This is a genomic window from Aeromonas sp. MTB (genome assembly GCF_056632455.1).
On record NZ_CP147026.1, the window covers coordinates 1853258 to 1873154 of the forward strand.

A 19897-nucleotide genomic window follows, 5' to 3' on the forward strand; every position below is an offset into this window, starting at 1 on the left:
ACCACGACTTACAAACTGCCGTTGAGCACGGCGTTATAGCAAAAGGGAGAACCATGGCATTACCTAAGCCAAGAACGGATATCACAAAATTGCTAATATCGACGCCATCTCACTTCGTAGGTCAATATGAAAGTGACGTGTTTCGAATCGTCAATGCAAACGAGAATGCTCGAGTAAACGCATACACACCAAAAACAGATGAAAGAATTTATCGGGAATACATTGAAATTACCGTCGTAACGCCTGAATACAAAAATGACACCATAATAATACCTGACTATAGCCAAATTGGTGAGAATTTTTGTATAGCTCTCTCAGTGCTGTTTGGAAAACGGTTCGATTCTCACGGCTTAATACAACAACACGGATGGCCTTATGTTCCATCAGTTGAATCCAATCACCAAATATATAACAAGAACCTGTGCTTCAATAGTGTTAATAAAAGAGCCGATTATCAGATAGAATTAAGCCTAGAAAACATTAAATACATCGAACATGTTTTGTATGAGCATGATGGCGATGCAGCTAATGCACAATCAACATTTTGGTATGCTGGTAGGTTCTATATACAGGCGATTCGAATAGCTGAAGAAAGCCCAGAGCTAGCATTCCTTAGTCTTATAACTGCTGGTGAAATATTGGCATCTCACTTCAAATACCCAATAGAAGAGCTACTTGACGATAATACAAAGCAGTTACTAGAGCGACTTAAGAGTCTTGGTGAAGATGGAGAGACACTGCATAAAAAAGTAAGCTCTAAATTAATGGGGGTTTCAGAAGCGTTCTGTAAATTTATTATTGATTGCCTAGATAGTGATTTTTTCAATAGAACTGAAGCAAAACATGAATACCAAAAGCTTTCAGAGTCAGATATTAAGCAGAGATTAAAGGCCGCTTATAATTTGCGCAGTAAGTATGTTCATGCAGGGAAATTACCGTCTTCTTGGATGGCGGTTAACTATTTGCATGATAACGAGGAAGTCATACACGGTAACCCTGTAATCGAAGATAAAGACATGCAGAAGTCAATCAAACGTTCACCTACATTCATCGGGATGGAACGGATAATAAGGTATTCATTGATAAAGTTTCTCATACAAACTGATATTATCGAGGATGACTTGGAAAGCTATAACAAGTCAAGCCAAGGGATGCTGCAAAGCTGCTCCCCTGCTTGAAGCGTTATACCATTTAAAGAAAGTTGGTCAGGTATGAATAATATTGGGTATAGAATTTTTGTAATTGGTGCAGGCTTTTCTGTACCTGCGGGTTTGCCTACGGCAGCAGAGTTATATGGTTTAGTAAAATCTCGTATTGAGTCTGTGCATGGCACTGACACTAAATTTCACCGTTCACTTGATGAGTTCATTGATTATAAACAATCAACTTGTAATGTTAATGTAACTCACGATGAGGTGGATTTAGAAGAATTCATGTCATTCTTGGATATAGAGCATTACTTATGGCTAGAAGGGAGTGACACATTCAGTTCGCAAGGGAATGGAGCTCAGTTGCTAATCAAGAAGTTTATTGGGCAAATTATTCATGAGCGAACTCCTGATGGGCAAGACCTACCTTCAGAATACATTGAATTTGCTCAAAATCTAAAATCTACCGATGTAGTCATTACACTAAACTATGATGTCATATTGGAGCGAGCACTTGAATATGTTGGAAAGTCATATAGGCTCTTCCCGCATCGTTTCAGCTCGACGAGCGAGTACAGAGGAACGATCGATAATGACAATGACGAAGTTATTATATTGAAACTTCACGGCTCCCTAGATTGGTTTACTAATGAGGACTACCTAAAAACTATAACCTCATTCAAAAAACAAAATTTCCATCAATTACCGACAGACCCTATCTTTAATAACAATAATAAGTATGCACCAGTTCCTCTAGTGGATGGTCCTAGAGTTGGCAGTGATCCACTTGCGTTTGTTCATCGCGTTACTAATTTGAATTTATTTTATTCAAATTCTAATCCGCCGGGTGTGCCGATGATTTTGTCGCCGTCACATATGAAAATCGTATATGCAAACCCATTTATAAGCTTTTGGCATGGGCTAGGAAAATCTGGCGGTTTCAATTTTGGAATCAATATCATAGGTTTTTCATTACCTGAGCATGACGATTATCTCCGAGTTTGTCTATATAAAATTATTAAAAATTACCAGTGCTTTCAATGGGATTTTACACTTGATGGGGTTACGAAAGATAATGTGAAAATAGTTGATTTTCGAGCTACCGAAGAGAGTACCTCTCAGCTAAAGCAAACTTATAACTTTGTAGATGAAAGTAAATTATCTTACTACCTTGATGGATTTTCCTGTGATGCAGTAAGGTTCTTGTTCGAGTAAAAATGGTATAACAAACGGCTCAAGAGGCATTGCCAACACTTGGTGGCTTTAATGCTGAATTGAAGTTCAGTGTTTAAGGTGTGTTTTTTGAGTTCTGCGGTGCGTTGTCAACCACTTAGCCGGACGTTAACACTAGGGAGTCAAATTTGAGCAATATCAACAAGCATGGACTTTCCCGCTATATCCCCGCCGATATAGAAAGGGATGTTCGAGTGCGCTCAAAGTTCGGTTGTGTTTTTTGCCGATCTGCGGTCTACCAATATGAACACATCATCCCCGAGTTCAACGATGCTACAGAGCATAACAGTGATCACATGTGCCTTTTGTGTGGACGTTGCCACGATAAGGTTACAAAAGGTCAAATATCCAAAGATAGTGTCCGACGACAGTACGAGAATGTTCAGACCGATGCGAATATCAAACGGCCGTTTGATGACCTTATTCTGGACAGCCAAAGCCTGACAGTAGTTCTTGGTTCTAGCATTTTTCACGGTGCAAGAACTTTAATCGAAATAGATGGCAATGCGGTTCTCGCCATTGAGCCGCCAGAAGATGGAATGTCGTTTCCAACAGTCTCGGGCGAATTCTCAGACGAAAATGGCGCAGAGCTTTTCCGTATCGAACGGAACGTCTGGTCGGGGCGCCCAGATGTTTGGGATATGACAGTTGAAGGAAAGGAAATAGTTATCCGGTCTGCGCCAGGAAAAGTTGCTCTTAAATTAATTATTGAGCCACCAAATAGAATAGTGGTTGAACGCCTCGATATGAGGATGAGGAGCGCTTTTTTAAGGTTAAGAAAAGGGTCGCTTGAAGTTGGAAGGTTGGAAGCTGATGCTGAATATTCAGTCGGGCTGGAACAATTTGAATGTGACGGTGCAGATGTCGGTGTGAAAGTGGACTCCATTGGAGTACAGGAGCCAATCTTAAAAGCTGTCCGCATGGTTGGTGGGGAAGGTTTAACCCTTGAAGGAACGGGACTCTCTCTCGGTGTAGGCACATCGAGAATGACTATTCTTGGGCTATCAATTGAGCATGCAACCAAGCGGTATACCAAGAGAATGGTGTTTCCTCTCCAAGAGGATATGCGGGGCTATAGCGAAATTTTACCACCACGCATCTGATCGGACTGGTGTTAACAATCGGCTGCACAGAGACCGATTTTCCGCCGCTTCGCGGCTCCAAACCGGCGCGTTAGCCGAGCGTTACCGCAAAGCAGGAGTTCTCGGACGTGAATCGATTTGTCATTCAGAAGAAACGACAACATGATTCCGATAGTCAGAAAGCATGTTCATGTTCATGTTCATGTTCATGTTCATGTTCTTGACATTTTAGAATTTCTCTTTATAAAAGATGTAGAAAACTCATGACAATATCTTGAGTCAATTTGACTGTTTTTATGGTCGACGATAACTTCGTAAGTCATTGAATGCAAAGGTTATATTTGTGCTGTGATATACAAAAGTGAGGGTTCGAATCCCTCCCTCACCGCCAACTTGCAAAGCCCTGATGGAAACATCGGGGCTTTTTGCTATCCGCGTTTTTAGCGGGCTCTGTGGGCAAGCCGATGGCGATGGGCAGCGGGCTCGGGTATAGTCCTGCGCCAATGGCGTTATCCTGTTTTGCTGACCCGTCGTGGCCCTGGTGGTGGCGAGGGGCAGGCCCGTGTAAGGAGTGTTATGAAGTTCAGTCCCCTGCTCGATGAGATGATGAAAGCCCTGCAGGTGTTGCCGGGGGTGGGGCCCAAGTCTGCCCAGCGGATGGCCTTTACCCTGCTCGAGCGCGAGCGCAGCGGCGGTTTGCGGTTGGCCCAGTTGCTCTCTCGCGCCCTGACCGAGATCGGTCATTGCAGCCACTGCCGCACCTTTACCGAGAACGATCGCTGCGATATCTGCGCCAATCCCAAGCGGGAAGAGAATGGCCTGCTCTGCGTGGTGGAGAGCCCGGCGGACGTGGCCGCCATCGAACAGACCGGTCAGTTTTCCGGCCGCTACTTTGTGCTGATGGGCCATTTGTCGCCGCTGGACGGTATCGGCCCGGAGGAGCTGGGACTCGATATTCTGGAGCGCCGTCTAAAGGAAGAGCACATCAGCGAACTGATCCTCGCCACCAACCCTACCATTGAAGGGGATGCCACCGCCTGGTATATCGCCGATATGGCCCGCACCGCCGGGGTAGAGGTGAGCCGCATCGCCCACGGGGTGCCGGTAGGGGGCGAGCTGGAGCTGGTGGATGGCACCACGCTCTCCCACTCCCTGATGGGGCGCCAACGCTTGAAATAGCAAGGTGCCAGCCAGTTTCCCCGCATTAATAGCGGTCGAGCTGGGTAAGAAATAGCCGTTTGAGCTGATTTAAAGGGGCGAGTGAGCGGGATTGCACACTCGCCCCTTGATATTTGATTGGCCGTCCCCATCTAGGTTGGGCATATGTTCAACCCGATGTTTCTGAGGATTGGTCCATGACCCAAAGTGTTCATGCCGAAACCCACGGCTTTCAGACTGAAGTCAAACAACTGCTGAGCCTGATGGCTCACAGCCTCTACTCCAACAAAGAAGTATTCCTGCGCGAGCTGATCTCCAACGCATCCGATGCGGCGGACAAGCTGCGCTTCAAGGCGCTTTCCGATGCCTCTTTGTTCGAAAACGACGGCCAGTTGCGTGTGCGTCTGGTGGTGGACAAAGAGAAGCGTACCCTGACCATCTCCGATAACGGGATCGGTATGACCCGCGATCAGGTGATTGAGCACTTGGGTACCATCGCCAAGTCCGGCACCGCAGAATTCTTCAAAAACCTCTCCGGCGATCAGGGTAAGGATTCCCAACTGATCGGTCAGTTCGGGGTCGGTTTCTACTCCGCCTTTATCGTGGCCGACAAGGTGACCGTGGTCTCCCGTGCCGCCGGTACTGCTCCGGAGCAGGGCGTACAGTGGGAATCGGAAGGGGAAGGCTCCTTCACCGTCGCTGATGTGACCAAAGCCGGTCGCGGTACCGACGTTATCCTGCACCTGCGTGCCGAAGAGGACGAGTTCCTCGACGACTGGCGTCTGCGCTCCGTGGTGGGCAAATATTCCGATCACATCAGCGTGCCAGTAGAGATGTACAAAGAAGGCACCCCGGATCGCGAAGAGGATGGTGAGACCATCGTCGGCACCCCGGGCGAGTGGGAGCAGGTCAACCGCGCCACGGCACTGTGGACCCGCAACCCGAAAGATATCAAGGACGAGGAGTATCAGGAGTTCTACAAGCACGTCGCCCACGACTTTGAAGATCCGTTGCTGTGGGGTCACAACCGGGTGGAAGGCGCGCAGGAGTACACCAGCCTGCTCTACGTGCCGGCCCGCGCTCCGTTCGACCTCTACAACCGCGAGCAGAAGCACGGCCTGAAGCTCTACGTGCAGCGCGTCTTCATCATGGATGACGCCGAGCAGTTTATGCCGACCTACCTGCGCTTCGTCAAAGGGGTGCTGGACTCCAACGATCTGCCGCTCAACGTTAGCCGTGAAATCCTGCAGGACAACAAGGTGACCGCCTCCCTGCGCAAGGCTTGCTCCAAGCGCGTGCTGACCATGCTCTCCAAGCTGGCGAAAGACGATGCCGAGCAGTACGCCAAGTTCTGGAAAGAGTTCGGTAACGTGCTCAAAGAGGGCCCGGCCGAAGATTACGCCAACCGCGAAGAGATCGCCAAGCTGCTGCGCTTTGCCAGCACCGCTGGCGAGGGCGAAGCCCAGACTGTCTCTCTCGAGGATTACGTTGGTCGCATGAAGGAAGGCCAGCAGAAGATCTACTACATCACTGCTGACTCCTATGCCGCTGCCAAGAACAGCCCGCACCTCGAGATCTTCCGCAAGAAGGGCGTCGAAGTGCTGCTGATGTGGGAGCGCGTGGACGAGTGGCTGATGAGCCACCTGACCGAGTTCGACGGCAAGCAGCTTATCTCCGTCACCCGTGGCGAACTGGATCTCGGCGATCTGGAAGACGAAGCCTCCAAGCAGGCCCAGGAAGAGGCCGAGAAGGCCAACGCCGGTCTGGTTGAGCGGGTCAAGAAGAGCCTGGGTGATGCAGTGAAAGAGGTGCGTGTCACTCACCGTCTGACCGACTCCCCCTCCTGCATCGTCACTGACGCTTATGGCATGAGCACCCAGATGATCAAGCTGATGCGCGCGGCCGGCCAGCCGGTACCGGAGCAGAAGTACATTCTGGAGCTCAACCCTGACCATGCGCTGGTGAAGAAACTCGACACCATTGAAGACGAGGCACTGTTCGGTGAGTGGGTCACCCTGCTGCACGAACAGGCCCAGCTGGCCGAGCAGGGCGGGCTGAACGATCCGGCGAGCTTCGTCTCCCGTATCAACCGTCTGCTGCTGCAAGCCTAAGCAGCAACGCCGGTAACAGAAAGCCCACTGCATGCAGTGGGCTTTTTTGATCCCGCCGTGTGAGCTCGGCGAAACACAGCGGTGAGGGAGGTGGCCAGCGCCTCTCTATTTGCGGTATTCGTTGTTGTAGTTCTGGATGAGACGGCGAGTCACCTCATGCTGGGGATCGGCAAACACCTTGAGAGTCTTGCCGCGCTCCACCACCCGACCTTCGTGCATTACCAGCACCTCGTCGCTGATATGGCTGACGATACCCAAATCGTTGGCTACCAGCACATAACTCAGTCCCATGGTCTCCTGCATCTCCAGCAGCAGATTGATGATCTGGGAGCGTACCGAGATATCCAGCGTGGAGAGCGCCTCATCGGCCACCACTATCTTGGGGTTGAGGATCAGCGCCCGAGCGAGCGCAACCCGCTGCTGCTGACCGGAGGAGAGCATCTGCGGATAGAAGAGGGCGTGATCCGGCAGCATCCCCACCATACGCAGGGTCTGCACCACCTTCTCGCGGCGCTCCTCCTCGGTCATCTCGGTATTGAGGCGCAGCGGGGTTTCCAGGATCTGGCCGACCCGGATCTTGCGGTTCAGCGAGGTGTTGGGATCCTGAAAAATCATCCGCAGCAGTTTGCAGCGAGTCTGGTAATCGCCATGCACCATCAGCTGGCCGTCGATGGCGATGTCGCCGCTGGTGGGTTCGATCATCCCGGCCAGAATGCGGGCGAGGGTACTCTTGCCGGAGCCCGCTTCACCCACGATGGCGAGGGTCTGACCCACTTCGAGATCGAAGGAGAGGGGCTTGATCGCCTCCACCGCCTGACGACGGAACAGACCGGTGCGGTTCTGGTAGGTTTTGCTAAGGCCTCTGACCTGCAACAGGGATGGCTCGATCACAAGCGGGGCTCCTTCATGGGGGCATTAACGGTCATCATTTTTTTGGCTCCTCCATGTTCAGCGGGAAGTGACAGCTGAACTGATGGCCCTTGATCTTGTTCATCAGGGGGGTCTGCACGCACTGCTTCTGGGCGTAGGGGCAGCGCGGCCCCAGACGGCAGCCGATGGGCAGGTGTTGTAGTGGCGGGATGACGCCGGGCAGGGTCTCGAGGCGCGACTTGTGGCGCACCAGCTTGTCAAAGTCGGGGATCGATTTGAGCAGGGCATCGGTATAGGGGTGATGCGGGGTCTCGAGGATCTGCTCCCGGGTGCCCACTTCCACCATCTGGCCGCAGTACATCACGTTGATGGTATCGGTCAGGTTGGCGATGGCGGCGATGTCGTTACTGATGATCAGGATGGTGGTATTGCCCAGCTTGTTCATCTTGTCCAGCAGTCGCAGGATCTGGGAGTGGGTAGTGGACTCCATGGCGCTGGTGGGCTCGTCGGCTACCAGCAGACGCGGCTGGTTGGCAATGGCCATAGCGATCATCACCTTCTGGCACATGCCATCCGACAGCTCATGGGGATAGGCGCGCATCACCTTGCGGTGATCCTTGACGCCTACCCGGTGCAGCAGGGCGATGGCCTTCTTCTTGCGCCACTGGAAGCGCTGCCAGAATTGTCCCTCGAACGAATCGGTCGGGATCGCCTCTTCCAGCTGGGTGCCGATCTCCTCGGAGGGGTCGAGACAGCTGATGGGGTCCTGGAAGATCATGGCGATCTCGCGGCCCATGATGCGCCGGCGCTCCTTGGGGGCCATGGTCAGCAGATCCATGTCGTTGAAGCGCATCCGGTCGGCACGTACCGTCCAGTTGTCCTTCTCGATGCCGACGATCACTTTGGCGATCAGACTCTTGCCGGAGCCGGATTCACCCACCAGACCGCGGATCTCCCCCTCGGTCAGGGTCAGGCTCACCTTGTCCACCGCCTTGACCTTGCCTTGCGGGGTGTCGATCTCGATGGTGAGATTGCGAATGTCGAGCAGCGGCATCAGTCATTCCCCTCTTTGAGTGCTTCACGAATGCCTTCACCCACTAAATTGGTGACCAGCACGCTGAACAGGATGGCGATGCCGGGCAGGGTGACGGTCCAGGGGGCGAGATAGATAAGGTCGCTCGAATCGGCCAGCATGGTGCCCCACTCAGGTTGGGGAGATTGGGCGCCGAGGCCGAGAAAACCGACCGCCGAGATATCGAGAATGGCTGCCGACAAGGTGCGGGTGGTCTGGGCCACCAGGGTCTCGACAATGTTGGGCAAAATAGCTAGACGCATGATCCGGAAGGGGGGCGAGCCATCGAGGCGGCTGGCGGTGATGTACTCCTTCTGCATCTCGGCATGCACTGCGTTGTAGGTGGCCCGGATAAAGGGCGGGATCAAGGCGAGCGTAATGGCAATCAGGGTATTGCCAAAACCCGGCCCCATGATGGCGACCATGATGATGGCCATCAGTAGGGAGGGGATGGAGAGCAGGGTATCGAGCAGGTGGTGCAGCACGCTCGATTTAAGCCCCTTGCTCATCCCGCCGAGGATACCGATGGCGGAGCCCACCACCATGGCGATCACCACCACGACCAGCGCATAGCCGAAGGTGAGGCGCGCCCCCACCACCAGCCGGGAGAGCATGTCGCGCCCCAGATCGTCGGTGCCGAGGAAGTAGTCGATGTTGCCGGTTGCCGCCCAGGAGGGGGCGAGCAGCAGCTTGTCGGTGTGCTGTTCATCGATGCCGTAGGGGACGACCAGCGGCCCCACCAGCGTGATGAGCAGCAACAGCAAAAAGCACCAAAGCCCTGCCATCGCCAGCGGATTGCGGCTGTAGGAGGCCCACGTCTGCTCAAGGGGCGAGAGGATCTTGAGCTCGGGATAGATGTTCGATTTATCTTGCATAGGATACCTGGCTCCTGGTCACGCCATGAGCGCGTTCAATCTTGTTTGGCATACAACTCTTTGCGCCGTGCCGGATAGATAAGGGTGGTCAGCAACTCGGTACTGACGCTGGTCAGGATCACGAAACTGGCGACCACCAGGGTCGCGCCGCGAATAGCGGCATAATCCTGCAGGGCGATGCTGCTGATGAGCCAGCGGCCGATCCCGTGCCACTCGAACACCACCTCGGTGATCATGGCGGAGGTGAGTACGCTGCCTAGCTGCAGACCCAGCAGCGGCAGTACCGGCGGCAGGGCGTTCTTCAGACCATGGCGCCAGACGATCTGCGCCTTGGAAAGGCCCCTGCTCGCCGCCGCCTTGATGTAGTTCTGCTTCATCACGTCGATGAGGGAGCTGCGCACATGGCGGATCACCTCGGTGGTAGGCACTACCGCCAGCACCAGTGACGGAAGGATCAGGTGGCGCAGGGCATCGTGCAGCGCCGCTTGCCGCCAGGGCTCGTTGCTGAGCAGCACATCGATCACCGCGATGCCGGTAATGGGGGGGACGTCGTAGAGCAGGCTGATCTGCCCGGAGGCTGGCAACCAGCCGAGATCCAGCGAAAAGAGCATTACCACCAGCAGCGCCAGCCAGAACACCGGCACCGCATAGCCGATAAGACCGGCAGTCATGATGGAGAGATCCAGCGTCTTTCCCTGGGACAGGGCCGCCAGGGTTCCGAGAGGAATCCCCACCAGCAGCGAGATGGCGAACGCCGCCAGACAGAGGATCAGGGTCGCCGGGAAGTAGTGGCGGATCTCGTCCAGCACCGGCAGCCCGGAGACGCTGGAGAGCCCCAGGTCACCTGCGAAAATGCGACGCAGGAAGTCGGGATAGCCGCTCCAGAAGCTGAGCTGATGGCCGATCAGCCGATAGTCCAGCAGGTAGGCGACAAAGGTCAGCGCCAGCAGAGTGATAAGCAGCAGGTTGATGCGGCGCAAGGTGTATAGAAGCATGCTTACTCCCTGTGAGCCTGGTTGAAGGAGGTGCCGCCAAAGGGCATCAGCGTCAGCCCCTCGATGTCGCTGCGGCTGACCTGGGTACGCAAGGCGTGTGCCAGCGGGATCAGCGGCAGCTGTTCGTTAAGCAGGGTCTGGGCATAGTAGTAGTTGCGCAGCCGGAACGAGAGCTGGGGCGTGGTGACCGCATCATCCAGCAACTGATCGAAGGCCGGGCTACACCAGCGGCTGTAGTTGTTGCCCCGCTCCACTGCCGAGCAGCTCAGCAACTGGCGGAAGAAGTTGTCCGGATCGGCGTTGTCGGCAATCCAGCCGGAGAGCAGACTGTCGTACTGCCCCTTGGTGAGGCGGCCTTCGATCACCGGCCACTCCCGTTGCACGATCTTGAGCTTGATCCCGACCTTGGCCAGATCGCTGCGGATCAGCTGGGCGGTCTTGACCGCATCCGGGTTGTAGGGGCGGGCGTCCGGTTGCACCAGCACCTGCATCTCGAACCCTTTCTCCATACCCGCCTCCTTGAGCAGCTGGCGCGCCCGTTTCAGATCGGGTTTGCGCTCGGGCAGGCTCGGGTTGTAACCCCATGAGAGGGTCGGCAGCAGGCTGTTGGCGGGCAGGCCGGTATCGAAATAGACCGCCTGAAGCAGGTTGTCGATATTGATGGCGCTGGCAATGGCCTGCCGCACCTTGACGTTGTTGAACGGCGGCTTGCGGGTATTGAGGGCCAAAAAGGCGACGTTCATCCCCGACTGGACCGAGAGGCTCAGCGCCGGATTTTGCTTGATCACCGAGAGCTGGCTGGCGGAAGGGGTGCTCATCACGTCGCACTCGCCGGTCAGCAGCTTGGCCAGCCGTTTGGCGGATTTGGGGGTGATGTCGTAGACCAGCTGTTCAATCTTGGCATCACCGCCCCAGTAGCCGGGATGGCGCAGATAGCGAATGAACTCGTTGTGGCGATACTCCTTGAAGCTGAACGGTCCGGTGCCGATGGGGCGGCTATCCAGCAGGGCTGGGGTGCCCGCCTGCAACATCTGCTCGGCGTATTCGGCGGAGAGGATCACCGCATAGTCGCTGGCCAGAGTGGCGAGGAAGGAGGCGTTCGGCTGATTCAGCTCGAATACCACCGTCTGCGGCCCCTTCTTGCTCACCCGTTTGATCAGCAGATCTTGCCCCAGGCTGTAGAAGTAGGGGTAATCGCCGCCGGACACATTGTGATAGGGGTGCTGCTCGTCAAGCTGACGGGCATAGGTAAAGACCACATCATCGGCATTGAAGGTGCGGGTGGGCTTGAACCAGGGGGTATGGTGAAACGTCACCCCCTTGCGCAGGGTCAGGGTATAGGTGAGGCCATCCTCGCTGACATGCCAGTTGGTGGCGAGCGCCGGCTCCAGCGCCAGGGTGTTGGGGTTCACCTCCAGCAGGCGGTCGTAGAGCGGACGGGCACTGGCATCCAGTGTCACCCCGGAGTTGGAAACATGGGGATTGAAGGAGAGGGGGGATCCCTCAGCACAATAGATGAGTCCGGTTTTGGAGGCCTCGGGTTGCTTCTGGCAGCCGGTGACCAGCACCAGCAGACCCAGCAGCAAGGGTGTGAGCATTCTCATTGTTGAACCATGTTCTTATAGGGGTTTTGTACGCACGTTTTGATACAAATGTGCCAGCGCGAAGGCTGGCGTGTTGCTGGAGTCGGCATCAACCGCACTCCTTCACTCTTGTTCTGCATCGTTATCGCCATCCAGCAGCTGATATTTGCGTAGCATGCCACGGAACTGGTGATAGCTTAAGGCCAGCAGTTGAGCGGCTTTGCGCTGATTATACTGGGATTGCTGCATCGCTTGCTTGAGTAAATTAATCTCGTACTCCGCCACAGCCTGCTTGAGATCGAGCGGCAAGGCGAGGGGGGATGCAGATTGTACCTCGCTTCGGGCCTCTTGCGCAGGTTGCGTGACCTGTGGTCGCCAGGGGGAATCAAACGGGTTGAGCACCAGGGTCGAGAGCGGCAGCTGGGGATTGCCCTGACGATAGATACTGCGCTCCACCACGTTCTTCAGCTCTCTCACATTGCCCGGCCAGTGGTAATCCAGCAGCAACTGGGTCGCCTTGCGCGAGAAACCGGCAAACAGCGGATAGCCCAGCTCCCGGGTCATGCTGTGGGCGAAGTGCTCCGCCAGCATCAGGATATCTTCCCGCCGCTCCCGCAAAGGGGGGAGGGTGATAACATCAAACGCGAGCCGGTCGAGCAGATCGTGGCGAAACTGCCCCTTGTCGGCCAGCGCAGGGAGATCTTCGTTGGTGGCGCAGACCAGCCGCACATCCACCTTGAGGGGCTTGGCCCCGCCCACCCGCTCGAACTCGCCATACTCGATGACCCGCAGCAACTTCTCCTGCACCCGGGCGCTGGTGGTGGCCAGCTCGTCGAGGAAGAGGGTGCCGCCATCGGCCCGCTCGAAGCGGCCTTGGTGGCGCTTGGCTGCGCCGGTAAACGATCCCGCTTCGTGACCGAACAGCTCGGTCTCCAGCAGGCTCTCGCTCAGGGTGGCGCAGTTGATGGTGACAAAGCTTTGATCCCAGCGCGCCGAGAGATAATGTAGGCGGTGGGCGATCAGCTCCTTGCCCGTCCCCCGCTCACCGATGATCAGCACGGGTTTGCGCAGCGGGGCGAGCCGTGAGGCCTGCTCAATGATCTCGAGAAATGCGTTGGATTCCCCCAGCAGGCTTTCCGTGGCCGTGGTCATAGTGATCCCTGTCAGTTGTAAAAGCTGGTCAATCTTACCAAAAGTTGGTGATTTTAATCATCACTTGCGCGAGGCATCTTGTAATCCGGCTATTCTGCCCCATATAAATCAACAAGTTAAATTTTGTTCCAGATTGGCACACAAGTTGCCATTGTCAATGGAGAAACAACGCCATGCCAATAACAGGAGTGCAATCATGAGTATTTTTTCCCGTCTGGCCGACATCATCAATTCCAACCTGACGGCCCTGCTCGACAAGGCAGAAGATCCCCAGAAGATGGTGCGCCTGATCATCCAGGAGATGGAGGACGAGCTGGTCAAGGAACGTTCCAATCTGGCTCGCTTCCTCGCCAGCCAGAAAGAGATTGGTCGTCAGGTCGCCCGTCATCAGGAGCGGGTCGACGAGTGGCAAGCCAAGGCCGAGCTGGCCCTGACCAAGGGACGTGAAGATCTGGCCCGCGCCGCCCTTATCGAGAAGAAGAAACAGACCGAGTTGTCAGAGACCCTCTACCGCGAGCAGCAGGCGGTCGACAGCGGCATCGAGAAGCTGGGTGAAGAGATCCGTCAGCTCGAAGCCAAGCTGGAAGATGCCCGCGCCCGTCAAAAGGCGATGGCCATTCGCACCGAAGCGGCCAGCAGCCGTCTCAATGTGCAGAGCCAGGTAGCCCGTGGCGAGAGCCAGGCGGTGGTGAGCAAGTTCGAGCGGATGGAGCGTCGCATCGACGAAATGGAAGCGCGCGCCGATCTGGGTCAGTCCGACAAGGCGCTGGCGCAGCAGTTTGCCGAGCTGGAAGTGGACGATCAGATAAGCCGTGAGCTGGAAGCCATGCGTCAGAAGCTGGGCCAGGGCGACAGCAAAAGCGAAGGCAAACAGGGGGAGTAACAGATGGAAGATCTGCTGGGCGTATTGATGGTTCCCATGGTGGTCTTCATGGTGGTGGTAGCCCCCATCTGGCTGGTGCTGCACTATCGTGCCAAGGGGCGGATTGGCGCCGGTCTTGCCGATAGCGAGCGGGAACAGCTGCAAGGGCTGCTGGCTCGCACCGAGAAGATGCAGGAGCGAGTGGGCGCGCTGGAATCGATTCTGGATGCGGAAGTACCCGGTTGGAGGAACAAGGTATGAGCAGTGTCAGTCGTGAAGGGCGTAACCTCTATCGCGATCCCCAGCGTGGCAAGATAGCCGGGATCTGTGCCGGTTTGGCTGAGTATTTCGGGGTGGAGACCTGGATCGTGCGGCTGCTCGCCATCAGTGGCCTTATCTTCGCCGGTTTCATTACTTTCACCGCCTATATCGCTGCCTGGTTCTTGCTCGACAAAAAGCCGGTCACCCTCTATTCGCAAGAGGATGCCGACTTTGCCGAGGTGCGGATGAAAGCGCGCAGCTGGCAGGCGGGGATCACCCCTCATCAGGCGCTGGGCCGCATCGCGCAGGAACTTGACGCGCTGGAGCCCAGAGTTCAGCGGATCGAGAAGCTGGTGACCTCCAGGGAGTTCACCCTGCAGCGGGAATTTCGGAAGCTGTAGTTCTTGCTCAAGCACTCAATGTCGATGGCGGCGCCTCCCGTGATGCGCCACCATCGACACCAGCTATCCAGATGCAACCACCAAGGGAGAACGGGTCAAGCCTTGATACTCAATAAACTGGAACAGAAGTTGACTCGCCTGCAACACAAGGCGAACGACGTGGTGAACCGGGTGCGGGATCGCCATATTCGGCTGGCGGTGACCGGCCTCTCTCGCAGCGGCAAAACCGCCTTTATCACGGCGCTGGTCAACCAGCTGGAACACGCGGCCATCGATGGCCGTTTGCCGTTGTGGGATGCCCTGCGTCAGGGGCGCATCCTCGGTGCCCGCCGGGTGCCGCAGCTCAATGCCCACATCCCCACCTTTGCCTACGAGCGTGGCCTCGACTCCCTGTTTGGTGATCCGCCGGCCTGGCCCGAGCCCACCCGCGGCGTGGCGGAAGTGCGCCTCGAAATCCGTTATCGCACCCGTCACCCCCTGCGCAAACATCTGGGGGAGATCTCCACCCTCTACGTGGATCTGGTGGACTACCCCGGGGAGTGGCTGCTCGACTTGCCGCTCCTTGAGATGAGCTACGAGCAGTGGAGCGAACAGGTACGTGAGCAGCTGCATCGTCCCGAGCTGCAAGCTCTCGCCACCAGCTGGCTGACTCCCGAGTGGCAAGCGGCGCAGCCTTTTGCCGAGCGGCCGGTAGCTGAGCTGGCCGAGCGTTACACCGCCTACTTGCATGCTTGCAAACAGGAGCTGGGGCTGCACCTGATCCAGCCTGGCCGCTTCGTCTTGCCGGGAGAGTATGCCGGTGCCCCCATGCTGCAATTTGTCCCCTGGGTGTGGGAGATGCCTGCCAGCGAGCCCGCCGATGGCACTCTTTACGCCACTTTCAAGCAGCGCTTCGAGCAGTACAAACAGCATCTGGTGCAGGGTTTTTATGAGCAGCACTTTGCCGGCTTTGATCGCCAGATCGTGCTGGTGGATTGCCTGCAGCCCCTCAACGCCGGGGCAGCCAGCTTTGGCGATATGCAGCAGGCCATTGCCCGCATCATGGAGAGCTTTGCCTACGGCAAGAGCAACTGGTGGCGGCGACTCTTCTCGCCCCGTATCGACAAGCTGCTGTTTGTGGCGAGTAAGGCCGATCACGTCACCCCCGAACAGCATGCGCCCATGGTCTCCCTGCTCCAGCATCTGGTGCGCAGTGGCCGCGGGCAGGCCCGTTTTGAGGGGATCTCCACCGAGTGTCTGGCGCTCGCCGCCATCAAGGCGACCGAGGTGGGCAAGGGAGTGGCCAATGGTCGCGAGTTCCCCGCCATCCGTGGCACCAGTCTGAGCGGTGAGCCGCTGCTGCTCTTCCCCGGGGAGGTGCCGCCCCATATTCCGCCTGCGCAGTGGTGGAACAGTCAAGGCTTTGATTTTCAGGCGTTTCGCCCCATGCCCATGAGCCCCCATCAGGCGCTGCCCCATATCCGGCTCGATGCGGCGCTGGAGTTTCTGCTCGGGGATCACCTCGAATAACGGTGTGCGGTCTTGGCACCTGAGCCGAAGGCTGCGCACAGGAGAACAATGCGATGAACGATCAGATAAAAGAGCGGCCACCGCTGCAGGGCAAGGTGATCCTTGAGCCAGCCTTGACGGTGGCCAGTGACGAGCGACCGCCCGCACCGGCCCAGCGGCTGGAGGAGGCGAGTTTCGAGCGCCTCGACGAGCTGGACGAGTTCACCGAGGTGGAGAGCGCCCTCGTCATCAAGCCGCGCCGCCGTCATCGGCTCTTGGCCTGGGGGCTGGGGGCGGTCGGTCTGCTCTCGTTGGGCCAATATGGCGCCTTCCTTTACGATCAATTCCTCACCACCCCGCTCTGGGGGAGCGCCTGGCTGGCAGCCTCGGCGCTGGTGGCGGCGGGAACTGCCAGCGTGGTGGGGCGCGAGTGGCTGCGGTTGCGCACCCTCAAGCGGCGTCAGGATGTGCGCTCGCGCGCAGAAGATCTGCTTGCTCATCAGGGAGTCGGGCAGGGGCAGGCCTTTTGCGAAGGGTTGGCGGTCAAAAATGGCGACAAGGGGCGCGAAGGGTATCAAACCTGGCTGGCTCAGCTCGACGAGAGCCACAGCGATCGTGAAGTGCTGACCCTCTATAGCCAGCTGGTGCTCGCCGAGCGCGACAAGCTGGCACAGGCGCGGGTGGCCAAATGGTCGGGGGAGGCCGCTGTTTTGGTGGCGCTCAGCCCGCTCGCCACCGTCGACATGATGCTGATGTTGTGGCGCAACCTGCGGATGATCGAAGATATCGCCGATGTCTACGCCATCGAACTTGGCTACTGGAGCCGCATACGCCTCATCCGTCAGGTGTTTCGCAACATGCTCTACGCCGGTGCCACCGAGCTGGTGACCGAGGTGGGGATGGACTTGCTGGGCGCCGAGTTTGCCGCCAAGCTCTCTGCCCGCGCGGCGCAAGGGGTGGGGGCCGGGCTGCTCACCGCTCGCCTTGGCCTGCGTACTATAGAGGCGTGCCGCCCGCTGCCCTGGTGTGCGGACGAGAAACCCAAACTCGGCGAGCTGCGCAAGCGGCTGATCGGCCAGCTGGCGGGGTATCTCAACAAATCCTGATAGCCCTGTCTGCACCTTGCTGCGATGACCCATGCCCCTGTCGTGCTCGCCAAGCCGCAGGGGCATGGTTTTAATCGGCAGATCATTGAGTTGGCAGCAGTGCCCGGTTTTGGCGAGACGCCCGTTTACGGTTAAGCTGGCAGTCAATCTTACCAATCACACTCATCGAACCAATCGGCAAGGATGCCCGATGAACTTTACCTTTCGCCAGATCCGCTATTTCGTGGCCGTAGCCGACAGTTTTTCAGTGAGCCGCGCCGCCGCCGAGCTGCATATCTCCCAGTCGGCGGTCACCAGCGCCATTCGCGAGCTGGAGACCGAGCTCGGCGCCCCGCTATTCGAGCGCAACCCGCGTGGCGTCACCCTCACCACTCAGGGCCACCAGTTTTTGCTCCACGCCCGCCGTATTCTCGGCGCCATGACCGAGGCGAGCCACTCCCTCAAAGCGGTGGCCCAACAGGATCAGGGGCGACTCACCATCGGCGTGACCACCCTGGTGGCGGGTTACTACCTCTCAGAGGCGCTTGGCCGCTTTCGCCGCGCCTTTCCGGCGGTACAGATCGAGGTGAAGGAGGATGAACAGCCTTTTCTGGAGCACCAGATCGTCAACGGCGAGGTGGATGTGGGGATCCTGATGACCAACCGCACCATCCGGCAAGAGGCGTTTGATACCGAATTGCTGACCCGTTCGCCGCTGCGGCTCTGGCTGGCCGCCAACCACCCGCTCTGCGCCGAGTCGACCCTCTCGCTCACCGCGCTGGGGGAGGAGCCGATGATCTCGCTGACCGCCGATCAGCTCGATCAGATCATCGGTGGCGGCCTGCGCCGCTACGGCATCTCCCCCCGTATCGTACTGCGCACCGCATCGGTGGAGGCGGTGCGCAGTCTGGTCGCCAGCCAGCTCGGGGTCGCCCTGTTGCCCGACTTTGCCTATCGCCCCTGGTCGCTGGAGCAGGAGCGGGTCGAGGCGCGCCCCATCAAGGAGCCCATTCCCGCCATCGATATCGGGCTGGTGTGGCGCCGTGGTTCTCGGCTGGATTGGACGGCGCGGGAATTTATCGATATCGCACGGGATCAGAGCCGATTGAGAGCTCGTCAGGCGCTCCCTCGTTAGCCATCTCTTGCGGGGTAGCCACCAAAAATCAGATTCATCTGCACTCGATATCGATTTAGCTGATACCTGAGCCACCAAAAATTGAAATATTCATCGTATTGCCACTCCCCTAAGCTCATTGCTGGTTAACGGGATGTTAACGTCCATGGTGGCGTTCCTTCACCTGATGCAAGTCAACACAATGCAAGGAGTGCATGATGAAATTGACCCCTCTGATGCTGGCTCTTGTGCCGGCGCTGCTGGCAGGCCAGACCCAGGCTGCCCCGACCGAGCTCGGCAAGGGTGAAGGCCAGCTCAATATCGTGGCCTGGGCTGGCTACGTTGAGCGTGGCGAGACCGACAAGAACTACGACTGGGTGACCGGATTCGAGAAAGAGACCGGTTGCAAGGTGAGCGTCAAGACGGCGGCCACCTCGGACGAGATGGTGGCGTTGATGAACGAGGGGGGCTTCGATCTGGTGACCGCCTCCGGCGATGCCAGTCTGCGTCTGATTGCCGGTGGCAAGGTGCAGGCGCTCAATCTGGCGCTCATCCCGAGCTACAGCAAGATTGATCCCCGGCTGCAAAATGCCCCTTGGCACACTGTGGATGGCAAGCACTACGGCGTGCCCTACCAGTGGGGCGGCAATATCCTGATGTACAACACCAAGGTGTTCCCCAAGGCACCGGACTCCTGGAACGTGGTGTTCGAGGAGCAGACCTTGGCGGATGGCAAGTCCAACAAGGGGCGGGTGCAGGCCTTTGACGGCCCGATCCACATCGCCGATGCCGCCCTCTATCTGATGACCCATCAGCCCGCCCTGGGCATCAAGGATCCTTACGAGCTGAACGAGGATCAGTACAAGGCCTCCCTCGATCTGCTGCGCAAGCAGCGCCAGCTGGTGGGACGCTACTGGCATGATGCCTTCGTCCAGATCGATGACTTCAAGAACGAAGGGGTGGTTGCGTCAGGCTCCTGGCCGTTCCAGGCCAATGCCCTGATCGCCGACAAGCAGCCCATCGCCACCACTGTGCCGAAAGAGGGAGTGACCGGTTGGGCCGATACCAGCATGGTGCACAGCGATGCCAAGAACCTCACCTGCGCTTACAAGTGGCTGGAACACTCCCTGAGCAACAAGCTGCAGGGGGATCTCGCCGCCTGGTTTGGCTCGGTGCCTGTGGTGCCTGCCGCCTGTGAGGGCAATGCCCTGCTGGGCCCGACCGGGTGCAAAACCAACGGTATCGACAACTTCGATCGGGTTCGCTTCTGGCGCACTCCGGTCTCCCAGTGCAAGAGCCAGGGAACTTGCGTGCCCTATTACCGCTGGGTTTCCGACTATATCGCCATTCTGGGCGGCCGCTAAGGTGGGGTGAGCAAGGTGGTCGGAACCGCTGCCACCTTGCCAA

General features: G+C 57.1%; 18 protein-coding genes and 1 tRNA gene. 13 read left to right on the top strand and 6 right to left on the bottom strand.

All coding sequences use genetic code 11. The features are described 5' to 3' along the window. The first annotated feature begins 53 nt into the window (after nucleotides 1-53). The 6 genes from WBR25_RS08555 to htpG all read left to right on the top strand — a co-directional run bounded on the left by WBR25_RS08555 (nucleotide 54) and on the right by htpG (nucleotide 6732). Entirely contained in the window at nucleotides 54-1178 is a 1125-nt protein-coding gene (locus tag WBR25_RS08555) for a hypothetical protein (protein ID WP_323915638.1), read from the top strand. 33 nt (nucleotides 1179-1211) lie between these two features. After that, a complete protein-coding gene (locus tag WBR25_RS08560) occupies nucleotides 1212-2363 on the top strand; it encodes an SIR2 family protein (RefSeq protein ID WP_323915640.1) in 1152 nt (383 codons plus the stop codon). Between the two features lie 146 nt (nucleotides 2364-2509). Continuing rightward, nucleotides 2510-3484 (top strand): hypothetical protein, encoded by a 975-nt coding sequence (locus tag WBR25_RS08565; protein WP_323915642.1) that lies wholly within the window; start codon nucleotides 2510-2512, stop codon nucleotides 3482-3484. A gap of 304 nt (nucleotides 3485-3788) precedes the next feature. Next, nucleotides 3789-3854 (top strand) — tRNA-OTHER (locus tag WBR25_RS08570). A 185-nt stretch (nucleotides 3855-4039) separates the two neighbouring features. After that, complete coding sequence (recR, locus tag WBR25_RS08575) at nucleotides 4040-4642, top strand: recombination mediator RecR (RefSeq protein ID WP_005352677.1); 603 nt, start codon at nucleotides 4040-4042, stop codon at nucleotides 4640-4642. A 176-nt stretch (nucleotides 4643-4818) separates the two neighbouring features. Next, nucleotides 4819-6732: a molecular chaperone HtpG gene (gene htpG, locus WBR25_RS08580; protein WP_479749688.1), complete on the top strand. Its 1914-nt coding sequence runs from the start codon at nucleotides 4819-4821 to the stop codon at nucleotides 6730-6732. 105 nt (nucleotides 6733-6837) lie between these two features. Here the strand turns inward: htpG and WBR25_RS08585 are convergent, their stop codons facing one another. From WBR25_RS08585 to pspF, 6 genes are all read right to left on the bottom strand, one after another. After that, on the bottom strand, nucleotides 6838-7623 hold the full coding sequence (locus WBR25_RS08585; protein ID WP_005333681.1) for a peptide ABC transporter ATP-binding protein: 786 nt from the start codon (nucleotides 7621-7623) through the stop codon (nucleotides 6838-6840). A 34-nt stretch (nucleotides 7624-7657) separates the two neighbouring features. Continuing rightward, nucleotides 7658-8656 carry a peptide ABC transporter ATP-binding protein gene (locus tag WBR25_RS08590; protein ID WP_005333679.1) on the bottom strand — a complete coding sequence of 333 codons (999 nt, stop codon included), beginning with the start codon at nucleotides 8654-8656 and terminating at the stop codon, nucleotides 7658-7660. Next, entirely contained in the window at nucleotides 8656-9549 is an 894-nt protein-coding gene (locus WBR25_RS08595) for an ABC transporter permease subunit (protein WP_005333677.1), read from the bottom strand. The genes WBR25_RS08590 and WBR25_RS08595 overlap by 1 nt, the downstream gene beginning before the upstream one ends. Before the next feature lie 35 nt (nucleotides 9550-9584). Next, complete coding sequence (locus tag WBR25_RS08600) at nucleotides 9585-10544, bottom strand: ABC transporter permease (RefSeq protein ID WP_005333676.1); 960 nt, start codon at nucleotides 10542-10544, stop codon at nucleotides 9585-9587. Between the two features lie 2 nt (nucleotides 10545-10546). Continuing rightward, nucleotides 10547-12142: an ABC transporter substrate-binding protein SapA gene (gene sapA / locus WBR25_RS08605; RefSeq protein ID WP_236380562.1), complete on the bottom strand. Its 1596-nt coding sequence runs from the start codon at nucleotides 12140-12142 to the stop codon at nucleotides 10547-10549. A gap of 108 nt (nucleotides 12143-12250) precedes the next feature. Beyond that, nucleotides 12251-13279, bottom strand: coding sequence for a phage shock protein operon transcriptional activator (pspF, locus tag WBR25_RS08610; RefSeq protein WP_005333674.1), 1029 nt, complete (start codon nucleotides 13277-13279; stop codon nucleotides 12251-12253). Nucleotides 13280-13475: 196 nt separating this feature from the next. Between pspF and pspA the strand changes: the two genes are divergently transcribed. The 7 genes from pspA to WBR25_RS08645 all read left to right on the top strand — a co-directional run bounded on the left by pspA (nucleotide 13476) and on the right by WBR25_RS08645 (nucleotide 19854). After that, a complete protein-coding gene (gene pspA / locus WBR25_RS08615) occupies nucleotides 13476-14162 on the top strand; it encodes a phage shock protein PspA (RefSeq protein WP_005361184.1) in 687 nt (228 codons plus the stop codon). A 3-nt stretch (nucleotides 14163-14165) separates the two neighbouring features. Continuing rightward, nucleotides 14166-14402, top strand: coding sequence for an envelope stress response membrane protein PspB (pspB, locus tag WBR25_RS08620; RefSeq protein ID WP_005333672.1), 237 nt, complete (start codon nucleotides 14166-14168; stop codon nucleotides 14400-14402). Continuing rightward, complete coding sequence (gene pspC, locus WBR25_RS08625) at nucleotides 14399-14803, top strand: envelope stress response membrane protein PspC (protein WP_005333670.1); 405 nt, start codon at nucleotides 14399-14401, stop codon at nucleotides 14801-14803. The genes pspB and pspC overlap by 4 nt, the downstream gene beginning before the upstream one ends. A gap of 102 nt (nucleotides 14804-14905) precedes the next feature. Beyond that, on the top strand, nucleotides 14906-16312 hold the full coding sequence (locus WBR25_RS08630; RefSeq protein ID WP_429056488.1) for a YcjX family GTP-binding protein: 1407 nt from the start codon (nucleotides 14906-14908) through the stop codon (nucleotides 16310-16312). A 53-nt stretch (nucleotides 16313-16365) separates the two neighbouring features. Beyond that, on the top strand, nucleotides 16366-17397 hold the full coding sequence (locus WBR25_RS08635; protein ID WP_429056486.1) for a YcjF family protein: 1032 nt from the start codon (nucleotides 16366-16368) through the stop codon (nucleotides 17395-17397). 190 nt (nucleotides 17398-17587) lie between these two features. Beyond that, on the top strand, nucleotides 17588-18511 hold the full coding sequence (locus tag WBR25_RS08640) for a LysR family transcriptional regulator (protein ID WP_005346246.1): 924 nt from the start codon (nucleotides 17588-17590) through the stop codon (nucleotides 18509-18511). A 197-nt stretch (nucleotides 18512-18708) separates the two neighbouring features. Then, nucleotides 18709-19854 carry an ABC transporter substrate-binding protein gene (locus tag WBR25_RS08645; protein ID WP_019444922.1) on the top strand — a complete coding sequence of 382 codons (1146 nt, stop codon included), beginning with the start codon at nucleotides 18709-18711 and terminating at the stop codon, nucleotides 19852-19854. Nucleotides 19855-19897 lie beyond the last annotated feature (43 nt).